This window comes from Candidatus Methylomirabilota bacterium (assembly GCA_027293415.1).
In the GTDB taxonomy this organism is placed as follows: Bacteria; Methylomirabilota; Methylomirabilia; order Methylomirabilales; family CSP1-5; genus CSP1-5.
Genome location: JAPUFX010000061.1, coordinates 1 through 22719 on the forward strand (window position 1 = coordinate 1; position 22719 = coordinate 22719).

Annotated in this window: 19 protein-coding genes; 15 read left to right on the forward strand and 4 right to left on the reverse strand. The window is 60.1% G+C overall.

Features of this window, described 5'->3' with window-relative positions:
- From O6929_04450 to O6929_04465, 4 genes are all read right to left on the reverse strand, one after another.
- Nucleotides 1-875: hypothetical protein (locus O6929_04450; GenBank protein ID MCZ6479649.1), on the reverse strand; the 875-nt coding region annotated here is incomplete at its 3' end.
- Nucleotide 876: 1 nt separating this feature from the next.
- A complete protein-coding gene (locus tag O6929_04455) occupies nucleotides 877-1491 on the reverse strand; it encodes a prepilin-type N-terminal cleavage/methylation domain-containing protein (GenBank protein ID MCZ6479650.1) in 615 nt (204 codons plus the stop codon).
- A gap of 261 nt (nucleotides 1492-1752) precedes the next feature.
- Nucleotides 1753-2253: a hypothetical protein gene (locus O6929_04460; protein ID MCZ6479651.1), complete on the reverse strand. Its 501-nt coding sequence runs from the start codon at nucleotides 2251-2253 to the stop codon at nucleotides 1753-1755.
- Nucleotides 2250-2744: a GspH/FimT family pseudopilin gene (locus O6929_04465; GenBank protein MCZ6479652.1), complete on the reverse strand. Its 495-nt coding sequence runs from the start codon at nucleotides 2742-2744 to the stop codon at nucleotides 2250-2252. The genes O6929_04460 and O6929_04465 overlap by 4 nt, the downstream gene beginning before the upstream one ends.
- Nucleotides 2745-3097: 353 nt before the next feature.
- Between O6929_04465 and speD the strand changes: the two genes are divergently transcribed.
- The 15 genes from speD to argH all read left to right on the forward strand — a co-directional run bounded on the left by speD (nucleotide 3098) and on the right by argH (nucleotide 22590).
- Entirely contained in the window at nucleotides 3098-3529 is a 432-nt protein-coding gene (speD, locus tag O6929_04470; protein MCZ6479653.1) for an adenosylmethionine decarboxylase, read from the forward strand.
- A 61-nt stretch (nucleotides 3530-3590) separates the two neighbouring features.
- Nucleotides 3591-5210 carry a protein translocase subunit SecD gene (secD, locus tag O6929_04475; GenBank protein MCZ6479654.1) on the forward strand — a complete coding sequence of 540 codons (1620 nt, stop codon included), beginning with the start codon at nucleotides 3591-3593 and terminating at the stop codon, nucleotides 5208-5210.
- A 44-nt stretch (nucleotides 5211-5254) separates the two neighbouring features.
- Nucleotides 5255-6193, forward strand: a complete 939-nt coding sequence (gene secF / locus O6929_04480; GenBank protein MCZ6479655.1) for a protein translocase subunit SecF — start codon at nucleotides 5255-5257, stop codon at nucleotides 6191-6193.
- A 111-nt stretch (nucleotides 6194-6304) separates the two neighbouring features.
- On the forward strand, nucleotides 6305-7450 hold the full coding sequence (locus O6929_04485) for a LysM peptidoglycan-binding domain-containing protein (GenBank protein ID MCZ6479656.1): 1146 nt from the start codon (nucleotides 6305-6307) through the stop codon (nucleotides 7448-7450).
- A 385-nt stretch (nucleotides 7451-7835) separates the two neighbouring features.
- Nucleotides 7836-8924, forward strand: coding sequence for a DNA-processing protein DprA (dprA, locus tag O6929_04490; GenBank protein ID MCZ6479657.1), 1089 nt, complete (start codon nucleotides 7836-7838; stop codon nucleotides 8922-8924).
- 111 nt (nucleotides 8925-9035) lie between these two features.
- The gene (gene topA, locus O6929_04495; protein MCZ6479658.1) at nucleotides 9036-11495 is read left to right on the forward strand and encodes a type I DNA topoisomerase; all 2460 of its coding nucleotides are present in this window, start codon (nucleotides 9036-9038) and stop codon (nucleotides 11493-11495) included.
- 8 nt (nucleotides 11496-11503) lie between these two features.
- On the forward strand, nucleotides 11504-12874 hold the full coding sequence (trmFO, locus tag O6929_04500; GenBank protein MCZ6479659.1) for an FADH(2)-oxidizing methylenetetrahydrofolate--tRNA-(uracil(54)-C(5))-methyltransferase TrmFO: 1371 nt from the start codon (nucleotides 11504-11506) through the stop codon (nucleotides 12872-12874).
- Between the two features lie 93 nt (nucleotides 12875-12967).
- On the forward strand, nucleotides 12968-13861 hold the full coding sequence (locus O6929_04505; GenBank protein MCZ6479660.1) for a tyrosine recombinase XerC: 894 nt from the start codon (nucleotides 12968-12970) through the stop codon (nucleotides 13859-13861).
- A gap of 288 nt (nucleotides 13862-14149) precedes the next feature.
- Complete coding sequence (gene hslV / locus O6929_04510; GenBank protein MCZ6479661.1) at nucleotides 14150-14692, forward strand: ATP-dependent protease subunit HslV; 543 nt, start codon at nucleotides 14150-14152, stop codon at nucleotides 14690-14692.
- 36 nt (nucleotides 14693-14728) lie between these two features.
- A complete protein-coding gene (gene hslU / locus O6929_04515) occupies nucleotides 14729-16069 on the forward strand; it encodes an ATP-dependent protease ATPase subunit HslU (GenBank protein ID MCZ6479662.1) in 1341 nt (446 codons plus the stop codon).
- A 180-nt stretch (nucleotides 16070-16249) separates the two neighbouring features.
- Nucleotides 16250-17140, forward strand: coding sequence for an acetylglutamate kinase (argB, locus tag O6929_04520; GenBank protein MCZ6479663.1), 891 nt, complete (start codon nucleotides 16250-16252; stop codon nucleotides 17138-17140).
- Between the two features lie 664 nt (nucleotides 17141-17804).
- On the forward strand, nucleotides 17805-19004 hold the full coding sequence (locus O6929_04525; protein ID MCZ6479664.1) for an acetylornithine transaminase: 1200 nt from the start codon (nucleotides 17805-17807) through the stop codon (nucleotides 19002-19004).
- Complete coding sequence (argF, locus tag O6929_04530) at nucleotides 19001-19930, forward strand: ornithine carbamoyltransferase (protein ID MCZ6479665.1); 930 nt, start codon at nucleotides 19001-19003, stop codon at nucleotides 19928-19930. Before O6929_04525 ends, argF begins: the two co-directional genes overlap by 4 nt.
- 48 nt (nucleotides 19931-19978) lie before the next feature.
- On the forward strand, nucleotides 19979-21193 hold the full coding sequence (locus tag O6929_04535) for an argininosuccinate synthase (GenBank protein ID MCZ6479666.1): 1215 nt from the start codon (nucleotides 19979-19981) through the stop codon (nucleotides 21191-21193).
- A 2-nt stretch (nucleotides 21194-21195) separates the two neighbouring features.
- Complete coding sequence (gene argH / locus O6929_04540; GenBank protein MCZ6479667.1) at nucleotides 21196-22590, forward strand: argininosuccinate lyase; 1395 nt, start codon at nucleotides 21196-21198, stop codon at nucleotides 22588-22590.
- Nucleotides 22591-22719: the final 129 nt, after the last annotated feature.

A 22719-nucleotide genomic window follows, 5' to 3' on the forward strand; every position in this document is an offset into this window, starting at 1 on the left:
CATTTTTTGGTCTGCCCGGACCCCACAGCGGGGGAATTTGGGGTGTCCTTCGCAAGGATGTCAATCACCAGCTCACCCTCCGCGGACGTCACATCCACGCTGGCTGTGCCGTTACCCGCGTTGCTCACGAAGGGCCCAAGCGGGGTCGTCTGGTTCACGTTCGTGAGGTTCATGACGCCGACGACGGCGCCATCGCTCGGAGTGCCCGAAAACGTCACCACCACGTCTGCTGTCCCGACCGGAGGGTCGAGGAGGTACCACATCTCTATTCTGGGTGGGCCGGCGCTTTCGGTTCCGAGGACCGTGAGGGGTGTCCCCCCATAGGTGAGCGATGCGACGGGGGAATTAAGATTGCCTTGCGAGATCCCCACGACCAGCAGGCGGTCGGTCCCGCTGACGGTGTGGGAGATCGTCATGGGGCTGCTAGAGCTCGTTTCCGGGGTGACGGTGTCTACTACTTCGGGCGCCGGCTGCCTGATATGAATCCTTCCATGGGGCGCGAAGTTGGCGGTATCGCCAACCGGGATCGCGGTGACGGAGGCGTCGATGTTCGAGGGGAGGGTAGTGGATGTGGGATTATAGTGGGTCGCCGTGACGGTAAAGGTCCCCCGGCCCATGGCGACATTGGTGAACTGGCTCGCGTCCGTGATGGCCGTGCAGGTTCCCGCCTCCAGGCCCAGATACGTGATAGCCCGGTGGGCTCCGGCCTCGGCTATATCAAAGGTCTGGAGTGATTGGGTCTGATTGAGGGCGGAGAAAGTTTCCGTCCCCACGAGAGACACCACGGTGACCGCCATGAGGGAGAGGATCAACAGGGTCGCCACCGCCATGATGAGGCTCACCCCTTTTTCATTGCCCAACCTCCGCATGGTCATCTCACAGCCCCCTGAGGTCTCGCAGGAAAGCCTGGCCGGTCATCGTCACCGTCTCGGTGCCCTCCTGCATGGCCATGATCACCAGAATCCTCCGCACTGCGTCGAGATCCGCGGCGCTCAGCGGGAAGGTCGTCAGCGCGGCGTTGTCCCCTTTGAAATAACGGAATTCCAGACTCGAGACCTTATCGGCTAAGATGTTGGTATCTCTCAGCACCGTACTCCCCGAAAGGGAGAAGCTGATGGGAATGCCCTGGTTATCCACGAAGGTGATGCTCGTGGCATCGGCGCTCGTGATGTTGGGCTTATCGTTGGCCTTCTTCCGGATGTTGCGCATCTCTCGGACTATCCGGACGGTGGCCTCTCGGGCCTGGGAGGTCAGGTCGGCTCGGGTCTCGATGCCTATGTAACTCTTCACCCCCTGGCGGAAGGGCTCGATGAGGATCCCCGCCAGGACGCCGATGATAACCAGCACCAGAATTATCTCGATGAGGGTGAATCCCGCTTTCCCTTTCACGGGTTGGGGGATTTCGAATTTCGAATTTCGGAATTCGAATTTCCTGATGACGGACACATTTCGAAATCCGGAATTCCACATTCCAATTGCGAATTTCTTCATCAATTTGCTCCTCCCCTTAGTCCTCATCCTCCCCAAAGTTGACGAATTTTCACTCCGCCCTGTTGCCTAGCCCGCATTATTCACGAAACGGAGTGTCTTCGTGAATAATGCGCCTGCTGGTGCGGGCTCGGCCGCACCGGCAGGTTTCGACTGGCCGCTCCCACGGCCTGCTCAAGGCTAGCCCTGAGCGACGCCCCCCAAACGGGGGGCAGAGTCGAAGCCCGGAGGGCAGATTATTCACTTCTATGTGAATAATCCGGGCTAGAAGCTGGCGATCACCGTCGCCAGTTGGGTGGCTCTCCCCTCTGGGCCGGTGACCGTCACCGTGACCTGCTTATACATCGTGGGTCCCCCTATGCAGGTGTCGAAGTCGGTGTTCGCCACGTAGCAGACCGAGACCTGCTGTCGGAAGCCGGTGAAGCCGGCCAGGATCGCCCCCTGTGAGTCCCGGGGCGGGGACTCATCCAGGCCGTCGAAGTCATCCACGTCGTCGTAGGTCGCACGGCTCTCCCCAGTCTCGGGGCCGAGGATCAGGCTCGGTGGCGGAGCGCTTTCATCCCACTTCTTCGACTGGATCTCTTCGCGCAAGGTCGAGGCCAGGGCATTGGCGCGGGAAACGGTGACCCCAAAGGTACTCCCGCTTACCGCCTGGATGAAGAGCGTCAACATCGGGGGTATCGCTATCGCCACGATGATGATGACGAGGATCAGATCGATCAGGGTAAAGCCTCTCTCGTCCCGATGGAGTCTTAGCGGCTTCATGGCAGCGTCACTTTGCCCGTATTTGGTTCCACGGTGATGGTCCAGGTCTCCCCGCCGGAGGTGATGGTGATCTCGTTGGCGGGCGGCGACGTCAGCTTGGCGTCGGAGCCGTCCAGGGGGGTGCCCAGGGCATCGAATTTGAGGGTGTTGCCGAAACTGCTGTCCAGGGTCGCGTCCGAGAAGAGCCCGGATATGGAGACCTCGAAGTCCCCTCCCGTGACCGGATCGAAGGCGGCCGTGCTGACATCGTCATCCTGGAAGACGCGGTACGTGCTGCTGTCCATGAAGAAGACCCCGCTCTTCGTCTGCAGCCGGATGGCCAGCTCTTTGGCATACTGAATATCCGCGGCGAGCCTCCTCGCGGCGAGGCTTGCCTTGGGGGAGACGAACCGGGGCAGGGCCAGGGCGGAGAGGATCCCCACCAGGATCACGACGATCACGATCTCGATCAGGGTGTAGCCTGCCTCTTGGGCTCGATGGTATCGGCGCATGCTCTGTCTCGCTGCGAAATTGCTCCGGGCCTCTGCCGCTCGGCGGCTTCAGCGGGCGCGGCGTACGGCGTTTTCGCGCTCTCGCTGTTTTGAGCATGAATTTTGCAATAACTGTGCCGAGCACGGGCGGCTTCCAGACGGGGACTTATGGTCCTTGCCCACGCCTCAGGGAAACGACGGCTGAATGGATACCGGCAGGCACACGGACTCGACGAGCAGCCCGTGTCTCGCGGCACACGGGAGGTGTAGTTTTTTCTTGCAATTTTGTCAGAACGTTGTATAAGCCAAGGGATGTTTGAACAATGTGGGAGGTGAGATCGAGCAGGACGTCTCGAAAGAAAGGGGGGAGTTAATTGAGGGCATTAGGCAAACACCTTTTGGTGGAACTGTACGGGTGCAATCCGGAGTTACTCAAAAAGGTTGACGCCGTCCGGGACATCATGGTAACGGCAGCCAAGGCCTGCAAGGCCACGGTCGTTGACGTGGCCTTCCACGAGTTCAAACCATTCGGGGTGAGCGGAGTTGTGGTCATCGCCGAATCCCACCTCTCGATCCATACCTGGCCAGAGTATCAATACGCAGCGGTCGATATCTTCACCTGTGGTAAGACCATCGAGCCGGAACAAGCAGTCCGGCACATTGCGGACCGCTTTGACTGCCCCTACCCATCCATTGTGGAGGTGAAGCGAGGTTTCATACCGGGATCCGGACCCTTGCGCCACAAGGTGGTGCAGGGTGGGCGAAGATCTCAGGGTTCTCGCGAGAAGGTCCCGGCGGTTTCCTAGACCTTCCGGTTACCCGGACCCCTGACTCGGTAGCGACCGGCGCCCGCAAAGGACGAATGCAGTGAAACGGCATCTCGCGTGGAGGGCAAGCCTGGTAGGCGTGGCTGCCCTCCTCTCCTTTTTGTACATTCTCCCGTCGATCCCGGGCTTTTCCCCGCTCCCGGCCTGGTGGAGGTACGTGCGACCTCTTATCTTTGCCCCGCCACCCGAGCCGATCAGTTTAGGACTGGATCTGCAGGGGGGGATGCATCTCGTGTTGGAAGTGGATGTAGAGAAGGCGGTCGAGATTGCCGTGGAGCGGCGGGTGGCAGAGATTCAGGGGGCCGTCGAGGAAGAGGGGATCTCCGTGGCACGGCTCGAGCGTCGGGGGACAAGACAGATTTTTCTCGAGATCACGGAGGAGAAGGCCCGGGGAGCGGTGGAGCGGATCTTAGGGAACTATCCGGAGATGGCGCGGTCCGAGGAGGGAAGGACCCAGTTCCTGCTCACTCTGAGCGGCCGGGAGGTGGCCGTGATTCAGGAGCAGGCAGTCGAGCAGAACGTCGAGAAGATCCGAAACCGGGTGGATGAGTTTGGGGTTCGGGAGCCGCTCATCCAGCGACAGGGGGATCGTCGGATCGTCGTCCAGCTTCCAGGGATCAAGGATCCGGAACGGGCAATCAAGCTCATCGGGAAGACCGCTCTGCTCGAGTTCAAGCTGGTGGATGAAAGGAGCCGGGACAGGAATATCGTGGAGGAAGCCCTCAAGGGAAAGGTTCCGGAAGGCGCCGAGATCCTCTATGAAAAGGTGTTGGACCCGCAGGGACGAGTGGTGGACCGTATCCCGTACCTCCTCGAGAAGAAGACCGTGCTGACGGGTGATGTGCTCACCTCTGCCCGGGTGCAGTTCGATCCGGATACCAATGAGCCCGTTGTCGCGTTCGCGTTGGACCGCGCGGGGGCGCGAATCTTTGGAGATGTCACCGGCAAGAATGTGGGACGACGATTGGCCATCGTCCTGGACGGCAACGTCTACTCGGCTCCCGTGATTCAAAATCGCATCTCGGGCGGTCGGGGGCAGATCACTGGTCGGTTCACCCCGGACGGGGCCCGGGACCTGGCAATCGTCCTCAGGGCAGGTGCTTTGCCGGCCCCGGTTGACGTGATTGCGAATCTGACCGTTGGGCCCTCCCTGGGCCAGGACTCTATTCGAGCCGGGGTGCAGGCAAGCATCGTCGCCGGGATCTTGGTGGTCAGTGTGATGACCTTTTACTACCGACTGGCTGGGGTCGTTGCCAACTTAGCCCTTCTCCTCAATCTCGTCATGATGCTGGGAATATTGGCGGGGATACAGGCGACCCTGACTCTGCCGGGGATTGCCGGGATCGCGCTCACCATTGGCCTGGCGGTGGACAGTAACGTCCTGATCTTCGAGCGGATCCGGGAAGAGCTGCGACTCGGGAAGACGGTCCGGTCCGCCATCGATACCGGATATAGCAAGGCCTGGGTCACTATCATCGATTCCCACATTACCGCCCTGATCACGGCCATGGCCCTCTTCCTCTTCGGCAGTGGCCCGATCCGGGGCTTTGCCGTCACCTTGGGCATCGGCATCCTGATCAATCTGTTTACGGCCACCGTGGGGACCAGGGTGGTCTTTGACTGGATGACCCTGCGAGGGATGAAGCGACTCAGTATCTGAGGTGGCCCTCAGGCGCTGGGGGACGCGGGAGCAACGAGAGCAGTATGGAAGTTGTTGGTAAGACGAACATCGATTTTCTCGGGATGCGGCGCGTGGCCTTCACGATCTCGACCCTCATGGTCCTCGTGGGGGTCTTCGCCACCGTCCAGATCGTGCGGGGGCGGGCCAATCTTGGGATCGACTTCGCCGGCGGCACGTCCGTGCAGGTCCGCTTTGAACGGCCGGTGGAGCTCGCGAAAGTCCGGAGGGCGATTGCCGCCAGTGGCTTCCCAGAGAGTGAACTGCAGCAGTTCGTCGGCGGACGCCGACTCTTCATCCGGGTGAAATCGTCTGGGAAGCCGGTGGCCGGCACCGCGGCTGCCATCGAAGAACAGTTGAGGGAGGCCTTTTCCGCAAACCCCTTCATCGTGGAAAGCTCCAATGAGGTGGGTCCGGTCATCGGACGGGAGCTGCAGCAGGCGGCTCTCTGGGCCATTCTGGTTTCGCTGCTGGGTATTGTGAGCTACATCGCCTGGCGTTTCGAATTCCGGTTTGGGATCGTAGCCACCGTGGCGACGTTCCACGATGTCCTGGTGGTCCTGGGGGTCTTTTTCCTTCTGGGCAAAGAGATTACGCTCCTGATCGTGACCGCTCTCCTCACGCTGGCAGGATATTCGTTGACCGACACGGTCGTGGTGTTCGACCGGATTCGGGAAAACTTTCGGGCCCGACGACGGGACTCGCTGGCCGAGATGATCAATGCCAGCATCAACCAAGTCCTGAGCCGGACTATCATGACCTCCCTGACCACCCTGCTCGCTATCTTCGCCCTCTTCCTCCTCGGAGGTGAGGTCCTCCGGGATTTCTCCCTGACGTTGCTGCTCGGGATTGTCGTGGGGACCTATTCCTCCGTCTTTGTTGCCTCCCCCCTGGTGTATGAATGGCGGATGCGAGGACGCCGCCAGGCGGTGGGTGTCAAGAAACAGGCACAAAGCTTGCACTAGGATTCAATACCTTATAATGCTAGAACCTTCTGGCTTATGTAACGGTCTTTTCCAGAGATGCCCTTCAGCGGCAAGGCCGTGACATAAAGGGGGGGCGGGATGAGGAGAGTCATGAAAGAGAAGATGGGGGTAGCGCTGGGCGTTTTGGCGGTCACCTGGTTTCTGGTCGGGCAACTCGCCACCTCGGGGGTCGCGTCTGCCCAAGAGCAGGGGAAGCAACAGGAGATCCTCCCTGAGGGGGTCTATCTGGTCAAGGATCATGATACGCTGTGGGCCATCGCGAACCGTTTTCTCGACAACCCTCGTCTTTGGCCCAAGGTCTGGAAGCAGAATCCCTTTATCAACAACCCCGATTTGATATTCCCCGGTGATCCCTTGATCATCCCGGGGCTCACCGGGCCGCCAAAAGCGGTGGCGGAGGCTCCCCCGGTGCCTGAGGAGTGGGTCGAGCCGCCGCCCGCTCCTGGACCTGAAGTCGGACTACCTCTGGAGGAGGAGGTCATTCCCTTAGGGGAGGCGCCTCGGGTCGTAGAGCTGCAAGGGCCGGAAGAAGCTATCACGGTCCCAGAGCATGCCGCGCTTCAGATCATTCCTCGAGGAGAACTGGAGTGCAGCGGGTTCGTGGCCGAGAAGCAGGAGATCCATACGGTCGGCCGGATCATCCGGTCGGCGGAAGAGTTTGATGTCCGGTTCTCGTGGGGGGACCAGATCTTTGTCGATCTGGGGGGACGGAAGGTTCAAAAGGGGGATCGGTTCCGGATAATCCGCCCGACGAGAAAGGTCAGGCATCCGGTAACCGGGAGGCGCGTGGGTATCAAGGTGATGACCTTGGGGACCGTGGAGATCGTTGATACCGCCGGACCAGCGCCCCGCGCTCGGATTGTGTACAGCTGTGAAGACATCACCCGCGGGGATGCCCTGGTAGAGGCAACGCCATTGGAGGTCCCGCTTGGAGGCATGAGCCGTCCCACCAATCTGAGTCGCGGGGGATACATTGTGGCCTCTAAGAGTGGTGCATACTCCTTGGGACAGGGAGACATTGTGTATGTGGATGTCGGACAGGCAGAGCAGATCGTCCCTGGCGATGAGTTCGCCATCTATAAGCAGTCCGGTCGGCGTACCTCCTTGGCGGAGATAAACCGGGGGGAGCTCGTCGTAGTCCGAACCACTGCCAAATCGGCAGTCGCCCTCGTTACCCGATCCGACCTCGCTCTGCGGGAGGGCGAGCGGATCGTTCTGCTCCGGAAGATGCCCTAACCAGTAAGGGCAATTGCGAATTGCGAATTTCGAATTTTCCGACACTATATTTCGGCTTTAGAACTTTGAACTTCTGAACGTCAATTCGAAATCCGAAATCGCAAATTCGAAATTCCCATCGGGGCAATTTCGAATTGCGAATTTCGAATTTCGGATTGTTTTGGACATTTCAGAGTTCAGGATTCTAAAAATTCGAAATCGTTCGACCCTTCGACGGGCTCAGGGCGGTGAGCATAGTCGAACCGCTGAGGCGCTCACGACTCGAAGTCGCAAATTCGAAATACCCCTGCTGACAGCTCCAGCATGTCTCTCTTGACTCCCGATTCTCCCAGAGTATAATTCGAGGCCTTACGCTGAGACGGTGAATGCCCGATCCGGGGGGGCCATGGAGGAGCGCGAGGCGTGGCTGGCACTCAACATGGTACCACATGTGGGGCCCGCCACCTTTGCCATACTCCTAGAACACTTCGGGACCGCGAAACGCATCCTGAAGGCTTCACTCAAGGCTCTCGCGGCTGTTCCCGGGGTCGGTCCGGCCACGGCGAAGGCGATCCGCGACTCCCGTGTGCAGGAGACGGTTGCCCGGGAACGCAAGCGGATGGCGGGTCGGGATCTTCGGTTTGTGACACTCCGCGAGGAAGGGTACCCAGCCCCTCTGCGGGACATTCCCCAGCCTCCTCCGGTCCTCTACCATCGAGGAAGCTGGGAGGATCGAGATCGGAGGGCGGTGGCCATTGTGGGCTCCAGAGGCGCCACACCCTACGGTCGCGGCGTGGCCGATCGCCTCGCTTTCGAGTTGGCGAGGCGGGGGCTGACTATTGTGAGCGGATTGGCTAGGGGGATCGACGCAGCGGCTCATCGTGGGGCGTTACGAGCGGGTGGGCGAACCATCGCCGTCTTGGGATCGGGGGCAGATATCATCTATCCAGCAGAGCATCGGAAGCTCGGGGACGCGATCGCGGAAAGGGGCGCCCTGCTGAGTGAGTTTCCCCTCGGAACATCTCCCTTCAGGGGGAACTTCCCCCAGCGCAACCGGTTGATCAGTGGACTCTGCCTTGGCGTCGTCGTGGTCGAGGCGGCGGTCAATAGTGGAGCTCTGATCACCGCGGATCACGCCCTGGAACAGGGGAAGGAGGTCTTTGCGGTTCCCGGACAAGTCACGGGCCGGCTGAGCCAGGGGTGTCACCGGCTTATCAAATCCGGGGCCAAGCTCACCGAAGGATGGGAAGACGTGGTGGAGGAATTGGGGGCACCGTACGCGCAAGACGTGCCTCCAATGCCGCCCTTGCCTCCTGTGGAAGGAGAGGAGGGTCGGGTTCTTCAGGTGCTCGGAGAAGAGCCGATCCATATCGATGCCATCATCGTTGGGGCCAAACTCTCTGCTCCGACCGTCGCCATCTCTCTCCTCTCGCTGGAGATGAAGGGCTGGGTGAAGCAACTGTCCGGCAAGACCTTTGTCCGAGTAGGAATGTAGAATGAAGAATGAGGAATTCAGAATTAAGAATTGGGGATACACGAGAGGCGTCGGGAGTTAAGAATCTGAATTCTGCATTCTCAATGCTGAATTCTACGGAGTGAGGTAGCAGTGGCAAAATCACTGGTCATCGTGGAATCGCCGGCCAAGGCCAAAACCCTGAGCAAGTTTCTGGGGAAAGGGTATGTGGTCAAGGCGTCGTATGGCCATGTCCGCGATCTGCCTCGCAATCGCCTCGCGGTGGATGTCAACCGGGACTTCAAGACCCAGTTCCAGGTAGTCAAAGGACGGGAAAAGGTCTTAGAGGATCTTCGTAAGGCCGCCCGGGGCGCTCAGGCCGTCTTCCTGGCCACCGATCCAGATCGAGAAGGCGAGGCCATCGGGTGGCATCTCGTCCAGGAACTGAAACCCCCGAAGAAGGCGGTGCGTCGGGTGATCTTCCATGAGGTGACCAAGCGGGCCGTCCAAGAAGCATTTGCCCATCCTGGCTCCCTCGATGAAAGAAAGGTAGACGCCCAGCAGGCGCGCCGCATTCTTGACCGTCTGGTGGGATATCAGGTGAGCCCCCTCCTGTGGGAAAAGGTTCGACGGGGGCTGAGTGCGGGCCGGGTCCAATCGGTGGCGCTTCGTCTGGTCGTCGATCGCGAGCGCGAGATTCGCGCCTTTGTTTCGCAGGAGTACTGGACCATCGAGGCCCTCTTGGCCGCAGGCGCGCCGCCGGAGTTTCGGGTCCGGCTCTTCAAGATCAATGGAGGGAAGGTCGAAGTTCACACCGAGGACGAAGCTCAGACCCTCCTCCGCGAGTTCGAGCAGCAACGCTTCTGGGTGAAAGGGGTCAGCACCCGCGAGCGGCGTCGCTATCCCGTTCCTCCCTTTACCACGTCGAAACTTCAGCAAGAGGCGGTCCGGAAGCTCCGCATGACTGCCCGGCGGGCCATGATGATTGCCCAGCAACTCTACGAGGGAATCGAGGTGGGAAAAGAGGGTGCGGTTGGGTTGATCACATACATGCGGACCGACTCCACGCGGGTTTCGACCGAGGCGGTGGGAGAGGCCCGCAACTACATCACCGAACGGTTTGGTGCGGAGTACGTCCCCGAACGCCCCCCCGTATATAAGAGCGCCAAGGCGGCCCAGGAGGCCCACGAGGCCATCCGACCTACCTCGGTCTATCGGGATCCGAGCGCTGTGGCCCCCTACCTCACGAGAGATCAGCTCAGCCTCTACACTTTGATCTGGAACCGTTTCGTCGCCTCGCAGATGCCTCCGGCCCTCTTCGACGTGACCACGATCGATGTGGAGGCGGGTCGGTTCCTTTTCCGGGCCACGGGACGCGTCACGCGCTTTCAAGGCTTCATGCGACTCTATGTCGAGGGAACCGATGAAGGGGTCAAGCCACGAGCAGAGGAGGGACAGGAAACAGACACCAACGGCGAGAATGATGGGGAGATGACGTTGCCCCCCCTTCAGGAGGGAGAGGTGCTCGAGTTGCGGTTGCTCGATCCCAAGCAACATTTCACCCAGCCACCGCCCAGGTACACCGAGGCGACCTTGGTCAAAGAGTTGGAGGAGAATGGAATTGGCCGGCCCAGTACCTACGCTACCATCTTGCAGGTCATCCAGAATCGGGACTACGTGGAGAAAGACAAAGGAAAGTTCAGGCCGACAGAGATAGGTGAGGTGGTAGTGGATCTTCTCGTCAAGAGCTTTCCTCGCATCATGGATCATGAGTTCACCGCCAGGATGGAGTTGGTCCTTGACGAAATTGAGGAGGGGAAGGCCGACTGGCTAGAGGAGATGCGGCGCTTTTATGGGGCCTTTTCCGGGTGGCTGGAGGAGGCCAAGACCGGCATGGAGAATCTCAAAGCCCTCGAAGAGAAGACCGAGGAGACGTGTGAAAAGTGCGGAAGCCACATGGTCATTCGCTGGGGTCGATTCGGGAAGTTCTTGGCCTGCTCAGCCTACCCCGAGTGTAAGAACACCCGCGAACTCGTGCACGCCGCCGACCGCGGACCGACGACCGACGACCGAGGTGAGGAGAGTGCAGAGGCGGTCAACGGTGATCGGTCAACGGGCGAGGAGGAACGGGTTTGTGATGAATGCGGCAAACCGATGGTGCTGAAGAAGGGCCGCTACGGACTCTTCTGGGCCTGCTCCGGCTATCCCGAGTGTCGGTATGTCCTCAGTCCCGATCGAAAGGAGGGAGCGGCCACAGAGCCCAGCGACGAGAAATGTGAGACCTGCGGTGCCCAGATGGTAATCCGCCACGGCCGGTACGGCCGTTTCCTCGCGTGCTCGGCATATCCGAAATGCCGAACCGTACGATCGCTCCCCCTCGATGTTAAATGCCCGCGTTGTAATGCCCCTCTGACTCAGCGCCGGTCCAAAAAGGGGAGAGCCTTTTACGGCTGCACAAAATATCCTGAGTGTACCTTCGTCCTCTGGCAGCGCCCGATTGCCGAACCCTGCCCCGAATGTGGCGCCCCCTTCCTCGTGGAGCGGCGAACGCGCCAGGGTCGAGAACTCCGGTGCGTTGGCGAGGGTTGCAATTACCGCAAGCCCGCGGCATAATCTCCTCCATGAGTTCCAACCCGTGCGTAACCGTCGTCGGCGGCGGATTGGCCGGCGCAGAAGCAGCCTGGCAGGCGGCCAACCGGGGCGTCCCGGTGCGCCTCGTCGAGATGCGACCTACTGCCCGTACCCCGGCGCATCAGACGGATCTGCTGGCCGAGCTGGTCTGTAGCAATTCCTTGAAGTCGCAACAGGTCGGCAGTGCGTCGGGTTTGCTCCACGCGGAAGTCGACCGGTTAGACTCCGTTATTCAGCAGGCAGCCAGGGCACATGCCGTCCCGGCGGGTACCGCGCTGGCCGTGGACCGGACCGCGTTCGCCCAAGAGGTCACCCGCCGGATCACAGGCCACCCGCTGATCCAGCTCCAACGGGAAGAGGTCACGGAAGTGCCTGCCGAGCGGCCCCTGATCATCGCCACCGGTCCTTTAACCTCGAACCCGCTCGCCGAGAGCCTCCGTGATCTTTTCAAGGCGTATCTGGATGAGCAGGCCCTGGATGTGTACTCCGGATCTGGCGCTCGACTCCTCTATTTCTATGACGCGATCTCGCCCATTTTAGCGACCGAGTCAATTGATCGGGAAAAGGTCTTCGCGGCCTCGCGCTATGGCAAGGGGGGTGAGGATTACTGGAACTGCCCCATGACTGACGAGGAGTATGGGGCCTTCTGGGAGGTCCTGGTGACCGCAGAGCTCTATCCCCTCCACGACTTTGAGGACCTGGAGGAGGCCTCCTTCTTTGAGGGATGCCTCCCGATCGAGGAGCTCGCCCGGCGGGGCAAGGAGACGCTCGTGTATGGCCCCCTGAAACCGGTGGGCTTGACCGATCCCCGGACGGGGCGGCGATCCTGTGCGGTGGTGCAGCTTCGCCAGGAGGACAAGACGGGCCAGATGGTCAACATGGTCGGCTTTCAGACCCGTCTCCGTCGCGCGGAACAGCAGCGAGTCTTCCGGATGATCCCGGGCCTGGAGCACGCAGAGTTCTTCCGCTATGGCAGCCTCCATCGAAACACTTACGTCCCCGCCCCGCTTCTGCTTGAACCGACGCTGCAGTTCAAGGGGGACAAGGAGCTGTTCATTGCAGGGCAGCTCATTGGGGTGGAAGGGTATCTCGAGTCGATAGCGTCTGGACTCTTGGCGGGGATCAATGCGGCTCGGCTCGCCCAGGGCCTGGAGCCCGTGAGCCCCCCGGACGAAACGATGTTGGGGTCACTTCTGCGTTATGTCACTTCGACAGATCCCTCCCGATTCCAGCCGATGAATGCTAACTTCGGTCTCATCCCTCCTCTCGAAGCCAGGGTTCGCGACAGGCGAGAGCGCCATGCCGCCTTGGCCCACCGGTCCCTACGAGCCATGGAGACCTGGACCCGAATTTTTTCTTGATCTTTTCCGCACCAGGCCGTATCGTGCAAGACCGAGGGGATAGCGGCACAGGCTATCCCCTCAATCGCTATGGGGGTGGTAGTGAAGGACCTCATGGAACAGTACCTGCGTGAGCTTGAGGGGGAAGGATCTTCCCCTCATACCGTGCGCAATTACCGGATTGACCTGTTGCAGTTCCTCGACTTTCTCCACCAGGTCTACCCAGAGGCACCCGAGGCGGCGAGCCTAGACCGGGTTGATCCGCTCACGGTACGAGCGTTTATGGCCTCGCTGCGACGTCGAGGGCTCACTCCGGTGACGGTCGCTCGCAAGGTGGCATCGTTGCGGTCATTTTTCCAATTCTGCTGCCGTCGAGGGTGGCTCAGCTGGAATCCCGCCGCATTGGTGACCACTCCCAAGCTTCCCAAACCGCTGCCTCCGCATCTCACGGTGGATCAGGCCTTCCAGCTCTTGGCCACGCCCCAGGGCGACGACCCGCTTGCCCTCCGGGACCGGGCAATTCTAGAGCTCTTCTACGCCTCGGGGATCCGGTTGGGTGAGCTCACTGGCCTCACGGTTGACGATCTGGACCTGGAACAGCGCTTGGTGAAAGTCATGGGAAAGGGAAATAAGGAGCGGATTGTCCCGATCGGCCGGCCCGCAGCAGAGGCGTTGGCAGCTTACCTAGCTGCCAGAGACACGCTGAGGAGAGGGAAGTTTGGGGCCTACCGGGGTCCGCTTTTTCTCAATCACCGGGGTGGATGTCTCACCCCGCGGGGTGTAGAGCTGCTCCTCGAGAAGTACCTCCGGAGGAGTGGCATGGGCAAGGCCATCACACCCCACGGGCTTCGGCATAGCTTTGCCAGCCATATGCTGCAGGCGGGTGCAGACCTCCGGGTGATCCAAGAGCTGCTCGGGCATGCCAGTCTCACCACAACCCAGCGCTATACGCATGTGAATCTGGATCAACTTATGGCGGTCTACGATAAGGCGCACCCGAAGGCATGAGAGTTCAGAGTTGAGGGTTGAGAGCCCTTCGACGGGGCTCAGGGCAGGCTGAGGGTTGAGAGTTGAGAGCTGAGGGTTGAGAGTTGAGGGTTGAGAGCTGAGAGTTAGGGGTTCAGAGAGAGGAGGACCGAGGACCGAAGACCAACGACCCTGGACATTTCGAATTTCGAAATTCGAATTTCGAAATTTTGGACCTGCCTCGGAAGGAACCCCCTCCTCGCTCTTGGCGCCGTCGGACGTTGGACTATGAACCATGAATCATGAACACTCGACGTGACACCTTCAACGATGACGCGTAAGCTAACCATACGGGGGACGACGATTCTCTCGGTCCGCCACCAGGGGCGTGTAGCGGTGGCTGGGGATGGCCAAGTCTCTTTGGGTGAGACGGTCATGAAGCACACGGCCAGGAAGGTCCGGCGAATGTACAATAACCAGGTCGTCGTGGGTTTCGCTGGTGCAGCCGCCGATGCCTTTGCCCTTTTCGCCAAGCTCGAGGGGAAGTTGGAGGAGTACCACGGACACTTGCCTCGTGCTGCCGTGGAGTTGGCCAAGGACTGGCGGACCGATCGGGTACTCCGGCGGCTGGAGGCCCTTCTGGCCGTGGTGGACAAGGAGCACTCCTTCATGATCTCGGGAACCGGGGACGTCATCGAGCCGGATGACGGAGTTATTGGGATCGGCTCAGGCGGTCCCTATGCGGCAGCGGCTGCACGGGCGTTGGTGAAATTTTCCGATCTCGACCTGAAAAACATCATGCGGGAGTCGATGCGAATCGCAGCCCAGCTGTCCGTGTATAGTAATGACGAGATCACTATCGAGGAGCTCTGAGCATCCAGGGAGAACAGTAGGGAACGGGACGGTCCGATGGAACAGCTGACACCCAGACAGATTGTGGCCGAGCTGGATAGATACATCATCGGCCAAAACGCGGCAAAGAAGGCGGTCGCCATCGCGGTACGCAATCGGTGGCGGCGGCAGAAGCTGCCTCCGGAACTCCGGGACGAGGTGGCGCCCAAGAACATCATCATGATCGGTCCCACCGGCGTTGGGAAAACCGAGATTGCCCGGCGACTGGCCAAGTTGGCCGAGGCCCCCTTCCTGAAGGTCGAAGCGTCCAAGTTCACCGAGGTTGGCTATGTGGGACGGGATGTGGACTCCATCATCCGGGATCTGACCGACATTGCGGTCAACATGGTTAAGGGTGAGCGGACGGCTGCGGTGGGAGAGCGGGCGGCCGAGTTGGCTGAGGAGCGACTCCTTGATCTCCTCGTCCCCCCAGGCAGGGCAGGTGCGCAACCGGTTGGGTTTGAGACACCCCAGGCTGCTCCTCAAGAAACCCGGGAAAAATTCCGCACTATGCTACGGGAGGGGAAGCTGGATGATCGAATTGTGGAGATTGAGATCCGGGACCGGACGCTGCCCATGGTCGAGGTTGTCCCGGGGGCAGGGGTAGAGGGGATGGATCAGCTGCGGGACATGCTCGACAACCTCCTCCCACACCGTATGAAACGTCGAAGAGTCAAGGTCATGGAGGCGCGACGAATCCTGGCTCAGGAAGAGGCCCAGAAACTGATTGACATGGATGAGGTGCTCGCCGAAGCAATTCGGCGGGCGGAGAACTCCGGGATCGTCTTCTTGGACGAGATCGACAAGATCACGGGGCGGGAGCGAGCATACGGTCCTGACGTCTCCCGGGAAGGGGTACAGCGAGATCTTCTGCCAATCGTGGAGGGGTCGACGATCAGTACAAAGCACGGGATGGTCCGGACCGACCATATCCTCTTCATCGCGGCTGGGGCCTTCCACGTCTCGAAGCCGGCGGACTTGATCCCAGAGATGCAGGGTCGTTTTCCCCTGCGGGTAGAATTGAACAGCCTCACCAAGGAGGACTTTATCCGGATCCTGACCGAGCCCCAGAACGCCCTCATCAAGCAGTACACCGCCCTCTTGGCGACCGAGGGCGTAGACTTGAGCTTTACCTCCGATGCAATCGAGGAAATTGCCAGTATTGCCAGCGCGGTGAACGACGCGACCGAAAACATCGGAGCTAGACGGCTCTACACCATCATGGAACGGTTCCTCGAGGATGTTTCCTTTGAGGCCCCGCACATGGATGGGGTCAAGGTGGAGATCAATTCCGCCTATGTCCGGGACAAGCTCCAAGACATCGTCCGGGATCAAGATTTGAGCCGGTATATCCTGTAAGTTTAGCTGTCAGCTGTCTGTAGCTCGAAGGCTAGGACGCTGGGATGCTGGAACGCTCGAAAACGCAATAAACCCAACAAACCCAATAACCCGAATGAACCCAATAAACCCAACGAACGCAATCAACCCAAGATCCAACACCGAATACCCAACACCTCACACCCGCGGCGGAGAAGGAGCGTGACAGAACCGCGAATCGATTCGTCAGCGGCCAAGGCCCAGATCCTCATCGAGGCCCTCCCCTATATTCGGGCCTTCTTCGGAAAGACTGTCGTGGTCAAGTATGGCGGGGCCGCGATGGTTGAAGAAAAACTGAAGATGGAGGTGGCGCAGGACGTCGTCCTGATGCGGTACGTCGGGATGCGTCCGGTGATCGTCCACGGCGGCGGTCCCCAGATCGGCGATGCCATGGCCAAGGCCGGACTGACCTCCACCTTTATCGACGGACTCCGGGTGACCGATCCCGAGACCATGCGCATCGTGGAGACCGTCATGGTGGGAAGCATCAACCAGGAGATCGTCGGTCTCATCAATCGCAGCGGTGGGGCGGCGGTGGGACTGTCCGGGAAAGATGGGAATTTTATTAGGGCCCGCAAGGCCAAACCGAGGAAGGGTAAAGAGGGAGATACTGAGCTCGTAGACTTGGGACTCGTGGGAGACATTGTTGCCGTGAACCCGAAGGTAGTCCGGTCCCTCGAAGAGGAGGGCTTTATCCCGGTGATCGCCCCGACCGGTGTGGATATGGACGGGATCACGTACAACATTAACGCCGATTTGGCCGCAGGAGAGATCGCGGCGGCCCTTGCGGCAGAGAAACTGATCCTGCTTACCGACACTGATGGAATCTTGGACCGGGAGGGACGGCTGTACTCCAGCCTCGGTCGGGATGAAGTCGAAAAGCTCGTGGAGGAACAGGTGATCTCGAAAGGGATGATCCCCAAGGTGAAGGCGTGCCTTCGGGCCTTGGAAGCTGAAGTCCACAAGACCCATATCATCAATGGGACGATCCCCCACGCCCTGCTTTTGGAGCTCTTCACCGCTGAGGGGGTTGGGACCGAAGTCTACGCGTAGAAGGGCAGCGGTCAGCAATCAGCAGACAGCAATCCGCTGTCGGCTGTCGGCAAAAAGAAAACGTCAGTCTTGAGTCTTCTGTGGTGTTAGACGTTGGACAATGGACTTTGGTGTGTGAGCGGTGAGTCAAGAGCTCGGAGGGACCTTCCTCGGCGGCGCCATAATTTCCGTGGCCAACGGGTCCTGTCACCTCTCCGCTCGCCAGCTCCGGAGCTATGCAGCACCGTCGGCCCCTCGCTCCAGGCCTCCCGCGGCGACCCTGAGCCGCGGCTTACGGCCTGGGTCCCTCCGTGTTCACGTTCCGTGCACAGACCGTGGGCACGGAGCGCGCCTCGGTGTCCCAGGCCGTCGCCAGCCGAGGGGCCCCGCCGCTTCCGGCAATGTCGCTCGAGGCCTGCAGGTGCTACCGAAGAACAAAATAAAGTTCGTCGGGGGAATGGGGGTCTCTTCGGGAGGGCGAGGGGAGCTGGGCCTGGACTCGGCGGAACCTGGTTTGCGGCTCCGAAAGCTTTCGGAGAGCGGAGCGCAGGTGGGGGTGGCCGTCCTGATGCTACATGACATGATATGTTCGGCGCGGAAGCGCGGGGTTTCGCCCTACCGACCTGTGGAATTGTTCCGTCGGGGAAGCCCCACTCTCTGAGCCCTCCCGGAGTTGCTGACCAGAATGACTAGAGCAGAGGGATTAATCGCCAGAGCGGGCCGGTGCTTGGCCGATACCTATGCCAGATTCCCGGTCGTCCTCGATAGAGGAGAGGGCTGCCGTGTCTGGGATGTGGCCGGGAAGGAGTATCTCGACTTTGTGGCCGGGATTGCCGTCTGCGCCCTTGGTCACTGCCATCCGGCCGTTGTTCGGGCCGTCCAGACCCAGGCGGCAAAGCTCCTCCATGTTAGCAACCTTTATCACATCGAGCCACAGATCCGACTAGCCGAGCTCTTGTGTGAGCACTCCTTTGCCGATCGGGTCTTCTTTTGCAATAGCGGCGCCGAGGCCAACGAGGCGGCCATTAAGCTGGCCCGGAAGTACGCCAAGGAGCAGGGGAACAGCGAGCGGATCGAGATCATCACGATGGAGGGGGGGTTTCACGGGCGAACGGTCGCCGCCCTGACTGCGACGGCTCAGGCCAAATATCACAAGGGATTCGAGCCCCTCCTCCCAGGCTTCCAATACGTCCCCTTCGACGATCTGGGGGCGGCTGAGCGGGCCGTAGGCGGTCACACGGCAGCTATTCTGGTGGAGCCGATCCAGGGAGAAGGAGGGATCCGTGTTCCCTCGGAAGGCTATCTTCAGGGGCTGCGGAAGCTGTGCGATGGCGCGGGGGCCCTCCTCGTCTTTGACGAGGTCCAGACCGGGATTGGCCGGACCGGTCGGCTCTTTGCCTATGAACACTGGGGGGTTGAACCAGACATCATGGTATTAGCAAAGGCACTTGGCGGGGGACTCCCCATCGGAGCTATGTTGGCCAAGGAAGAGGTCGCGGCCAGTTTTACTCCCGGGACGCATGCTGCAACCTTCGGGGGTAATCCGTTGGTTACGACTGCTGCTCTGGCAACCCTGACTACGATCCTGGAGGAGAACCTGGCCCAGCGGGCAGCCCAGATGGGCGGGCGACTCATGTATCAGCTTCGGTCCATCCAGGATGCCCATCACGGAGTGAAGGCGATCCGAGGAGAGGGGTTGCTCGTCGGGATGGAACTCGATCGGGAGGTCAGACCCGTGCTGGCAAGATGTCTTGATGCGGGGCTCCTGTTGAGCAGTGCGGGGGAGAAAGTGATCCGCTTCGCCCCCCCTCTTACCGTCAGTGAGAAAGAGGTTCAACGAGCAGTGGATATTTTGGATACGGCCCTTTCGGAGGTGACAGGGTGAAGCGGGACCTGGTCTCCATCCGTGATTTTACGCGAGAGGAGATCGAAGCGTTGTTCTCCCTGGCCACCGATTTGAAACGGCGGCTCAAGCGAGGAAAGTCCCATCCCCGCTTGTCCGGCAAGACCTTGGCCTTGATCTTCGAAAAGCCTTCGCTCAGAACCCGGGTGAGCTTCGAGGTGGCCATGGCCCACCTGGGGGGGTATGCGATCTACTTAGCTCCGCAGGACATCCGGTTGGGGGCGCGAGAGACTGTAGAGGACGGGGCCCGAAATCTCTCACGTTGGGTGGATGGGATCGTCGCCCGTACCTTCGAGCACGCGCAGGTGGAGCGGCTTGCCCAGTACACGACGGTCCCCGTGATCAACGGCCTGACCGATCTGCTACATCCCTGCCAGGTCCTGTGTGACCTCTTCACCTTGCACGAGAAGAGAGAGAAACTCAAAGGGCTCCGGGTCGCCTTCATTGGGGATGGCAATAACGTCTGTAATTCGTGGCTGTACGGGGCGGCGAAGATGGGGATCCATTTCACCGTGGCCTGCCCAAAGGGGTACGAACCCCACCGCGATGTGTTCACCAAGGCGCGGGCGGAGTCAGAGGCGACTTACGCCGTGCTGGAGATAACCCATGATGCAGCCCGCGCGGCTCGTGAGGCGGATGTGCTTTACACCGATGTGTGGGCCAGCATGGGCCACGAGGAGCAGCGAGCCAAGCGGATGCGTGATTTTCAGGGCTTCCAGGTAAATCAGAGCCTTGTAAACTTGGCGCAGAAGGATGTGCAGGTGATGCACTGCTTGCCGGCCCATCGGGGGGAAGAGATCACCGATGAGGTGATGGATGGGCTACACTCCATCATCCTAGACCAGGCGGAAAACCGGCTTCATCTGCAGAAGGCAATCCTGGTCAAGCTCTTGGGAGACGAATCGTGATGGGCTGAGCCTTGTGTCCGGGTGGAACAGGTGAGGAAAACAGGGAGCGTGGCGGCAAAGATCAAGAAAGTTGTGTTGGCGTACAGTGGTGGGCTTGATACGTCGGTGATCCTGCACTGGCTCATCGAGACCTACGGGTGTGAGGTCATTGCCTATTGCGCCGATCTGGGCCAGGGGGAGGAGCTCGATGACGTAAAGGAGAAAGCGCTGAAGACGGGGGCCACCCGGGTCTACATCGAAGATCGTAAAGAAGAGTTTGTCCGGGATTTTGTCTTTCCCTGCCTCAGGGCCAATGCCGTGTATGAAGGGGGATACCTGCTCGGCACCTCTATGGCACGGCCCCTGATCGCCAAAGGGCAGATAGAGATCGCCCGACGGGAGAAGGCCAATGCGGTCGCCCACGGGGCCACCGGGAAAGGAAATGACCAGGTACGCTTCGAACTGACCTACCTGGCCTTCGATCCGCACATCACCATTATTGCCCCATGGCGGGAGTGGAATCTGCAGTCCCGCTCCGACCTGATTGCCTATGCCAAAAAACATGGCATTGCAATCCCTGTTACCCCAGAGAAGCCTTACTCGAGTGATCGGAATCTCTTTCACATCAGCTTCGAGGGGGGTGTGCTCGAGGATCCGTGGCGAGAGCCGCCCGAAGGGATGTTCACCCTGACCATTTCCCCTGAAAAGGCCGCTGACCGGCCGACCTATGTTGAGGTCGAGTTCACAGAGGGTCTTCCGGTGGCAGTGAACGGTCGGAAACTCTCGCCGGCAAAGTTGCTCACCACGCTGAACGAGATGGGCGGCAAGAACGGTATCGGCCGGGTTGATATCGTTGAGAACCGATACGTGGGGATGAAGTCCCGAGGGGTCTATGAAACACCAGGCGGGACGATCCTGCACATCGCCCATCGGGCGGTAGAGTCGATCACGATGGATCGGGAGGTCATGCACTTCCGGGATGGGCTGATCCCTCGCTTCGCCGAGCTGGTCTACTACGGGTACTGGTATTCACCCGAGATGGAAGTCCTACAACGGACGATAATCGAAACCCAGAAGCCCGTCACCGGGACCGCTCGGCTCAAGCTCTACAAAGGCAATTGCACCGTAGTGGGGAGAAAGTCTCCAGCCCCCCTCTACGATTCTGCGATGGCCACATTCGAGGAGGATCAGGTCTACCGGCAGAAGGACGCCGAGGGGTTCATCCGATTGAACGCCTTGAGGTTGCGTTTGCAAGCCATGCAGCGGCGACGAGGGAAAAAGTAGGGATGGGAAAGAGGAAGAAGCCGTGGGGTGGGAGGTTCGCCGGACCAACCGAGCGAAAGGTTGAGGAGTATACCGCCTCGCTCCCCTTTGAATGGCGTCTCTACCCGTACGATATTCAGGGCTCTATCGCCTATGCCCAAGCCTTGGTGAAGGCTGGCGTCCTCACGGAAGTTGAGGGGGGGCGCATTACTCGAGGGCTGGAAGAGATCCACAAGAAATTGGACGAGGGGCAGATAGATCTCGATCCGGTGCACGAAGACATTCACATGTATATTGAGCATCGGCTGATTGAGAAGGTCGGCGAGCTGGGTGGCAAACTCCACACCGGCCGCAGCCGAAACGAGCAGGTTGCGTTGGACCTCCGCCTGTATCTGAAGACGGAGATAGGCCAGATCGTGGGGGAGATCCGTGAGCTTCAGGAAGCCCTTTTGGATCAGGCAGAGACGCACCTCGACGTGGTCATGCCGGGCTATACCCACCTGCAGCGGGCCCAGCCGGTGCTCTGGGCCCATCACCTCATGGCGTATGTGGAGATGCTCGGCCGCGATGTGGCGAGATTCAAAGATTGTCTCACGCGGGTCACCATTATGCCTCTGGGATCTGGGGCGTTGGCTGGGACCGCTTACCCCATTGACCGGGCTGAGCTCGCCCAGGACCTGGGCTTTTCCGAGGTGGCCCGAAACAGCATCGATGCCGTTTCGGACCGGGATTTCGCTCTAGAGTTTCTGGCGGGGGCGAGCATCACCATGATGCATCTTTCCCGCCTCAGCGATGAGATAATCCTCTGGGCGACCGCGGAGTTTGGCTTCGTTGATCTCCCCGAGGCGTATACCACCGGCTCGAGTCTCATGCCCCAAAAAAAGAACCCCGACGTGGCCGAACTCGCCCGCGGCAAGACGGGTCGGATCTTCGGCGATCTCATCGCGCTTCTCACCACCACGAAGGGGCTTCCATTGAGTTATAACAGAGACCTTCAGGAGGATAAGGAGCCGGTCTTCGATGCGGTAGACACACTCCGAGGGACCCTACAGGTCCTGGCCCCGATGGTTCAGGGCCTTCGGGTGGATGCCGAACGGATGCGCCGAGCAACGGAGGAAGGGTTTTTGAATGCCACCGATGCTGCGGATTATCTGGTCAGCAAAGGCCTTCCCTTTCGTCAGGCCCATGAGGTCGTGGGGAAAATCGTGCGGTACTGCCTGGACCATCATAAGCAGCTCGATCAGCTCTCCCTGGAGGAACTTTTGCGGTATTCCTCCCTCTTTGACGAGGGGTTCTACCATTATATCGCACTGGAGCCATCTCTCCGTCGGCGGGGCAATGTGGGCGGGACGGCTCCTGAACGGGTCCGAGAGGCGATCCTTATGGCGAGGGACGAACTCAAAAAAGGAAAGGGATGAGGATGCGCGCCCGCATCATCCTCCTTCTCGTTGGCACGTGGATTCTTACGGCCTGCGGTGTGAAGAGTCCTCCGAGACCTCCAAAGCCGAAGAAAGCCCCCGCGACAACCTCAGAGATCGAAGTGGTGC

Coding starts and splice junctions, on each gene's coding strand:
- O6929_04455 (MCZ6479650.1), bottom strand. CDS start 1,491: ATGAAGAAATTCGCAATTGGAATGTGGAATTCCGGATTTCGAAATGTG.
- O6929_04460 (MCZ6479651.1), bottom strand. CDS start 2,253: ATGAAGCCGCTAAGACTCCATCGGGACGAGAGAGGCTTTACCCTGATC.
- O6929_04465 (MCZ6479652.1), bottom strand. CDS start 2,744: ATGCGCCGATACCATCGAGCCCAAGAGGCAGGCTACACCCTGATCGAG.
- secF (MCZ6479655.1), top strand. CDS start 5,255: ATGGAAGTTGTTGGTAAGACGAACATCGATTTTCTCGGGATGCGGCGC.
- O6929_04485 (MCZ6479656.1), top strand. CDS start 6,305: ATGAAAGAGAAGATGGGGGTAGCGCTGGGCGTTTTGGCGGTCACCTGG.
- dprA (MCZ6479657.1), top strand. CDS start 7,836: ATGGAGGAGCGCGAGGCGTGGCTGGCACTCAACATGGTACCACATGTG.
- trmFO (MCZ6479659.1), top strand. CDS start 11,504: ATGAGTTCCAACCCGTGCGTAACCGTCGTCGGCGGCGGATTGGCCGGC.
- O6929_04505 (MCZ6479660.1), top strand. CDS start 12,968: ATGGAACAGTACCTGCGTGAGCTTGAGGGGGAAGGATCTTCCCCTCAT.
- hslV (MCZ6479661.1), top strand. CDS start 14,150: ATGACGCGTAAGCTAACCATACGGGGGACGACGATTCTCTCGGTCCGC.
- hslU (MCZ6479662.1), top strand. CDS start 14,729: ATGGAACAGCTGACACCCAGACAGATTGTGGCCGAGCTGGATAGATAC.
- O6929_04525 (MCZ6479664.1), top strand. CDS start 17,805: ATGACTAGAGCAGAGGGATTAATCGCCAGAGCGGGCCGGTGCTTGGCC.
- argH (MCZ6479667.1), top strand. CDS start 21,196: ATGGGAAAGAGGAAGAAGCCGTGGGGTGGGAGGTTCGCCGGACCAACC.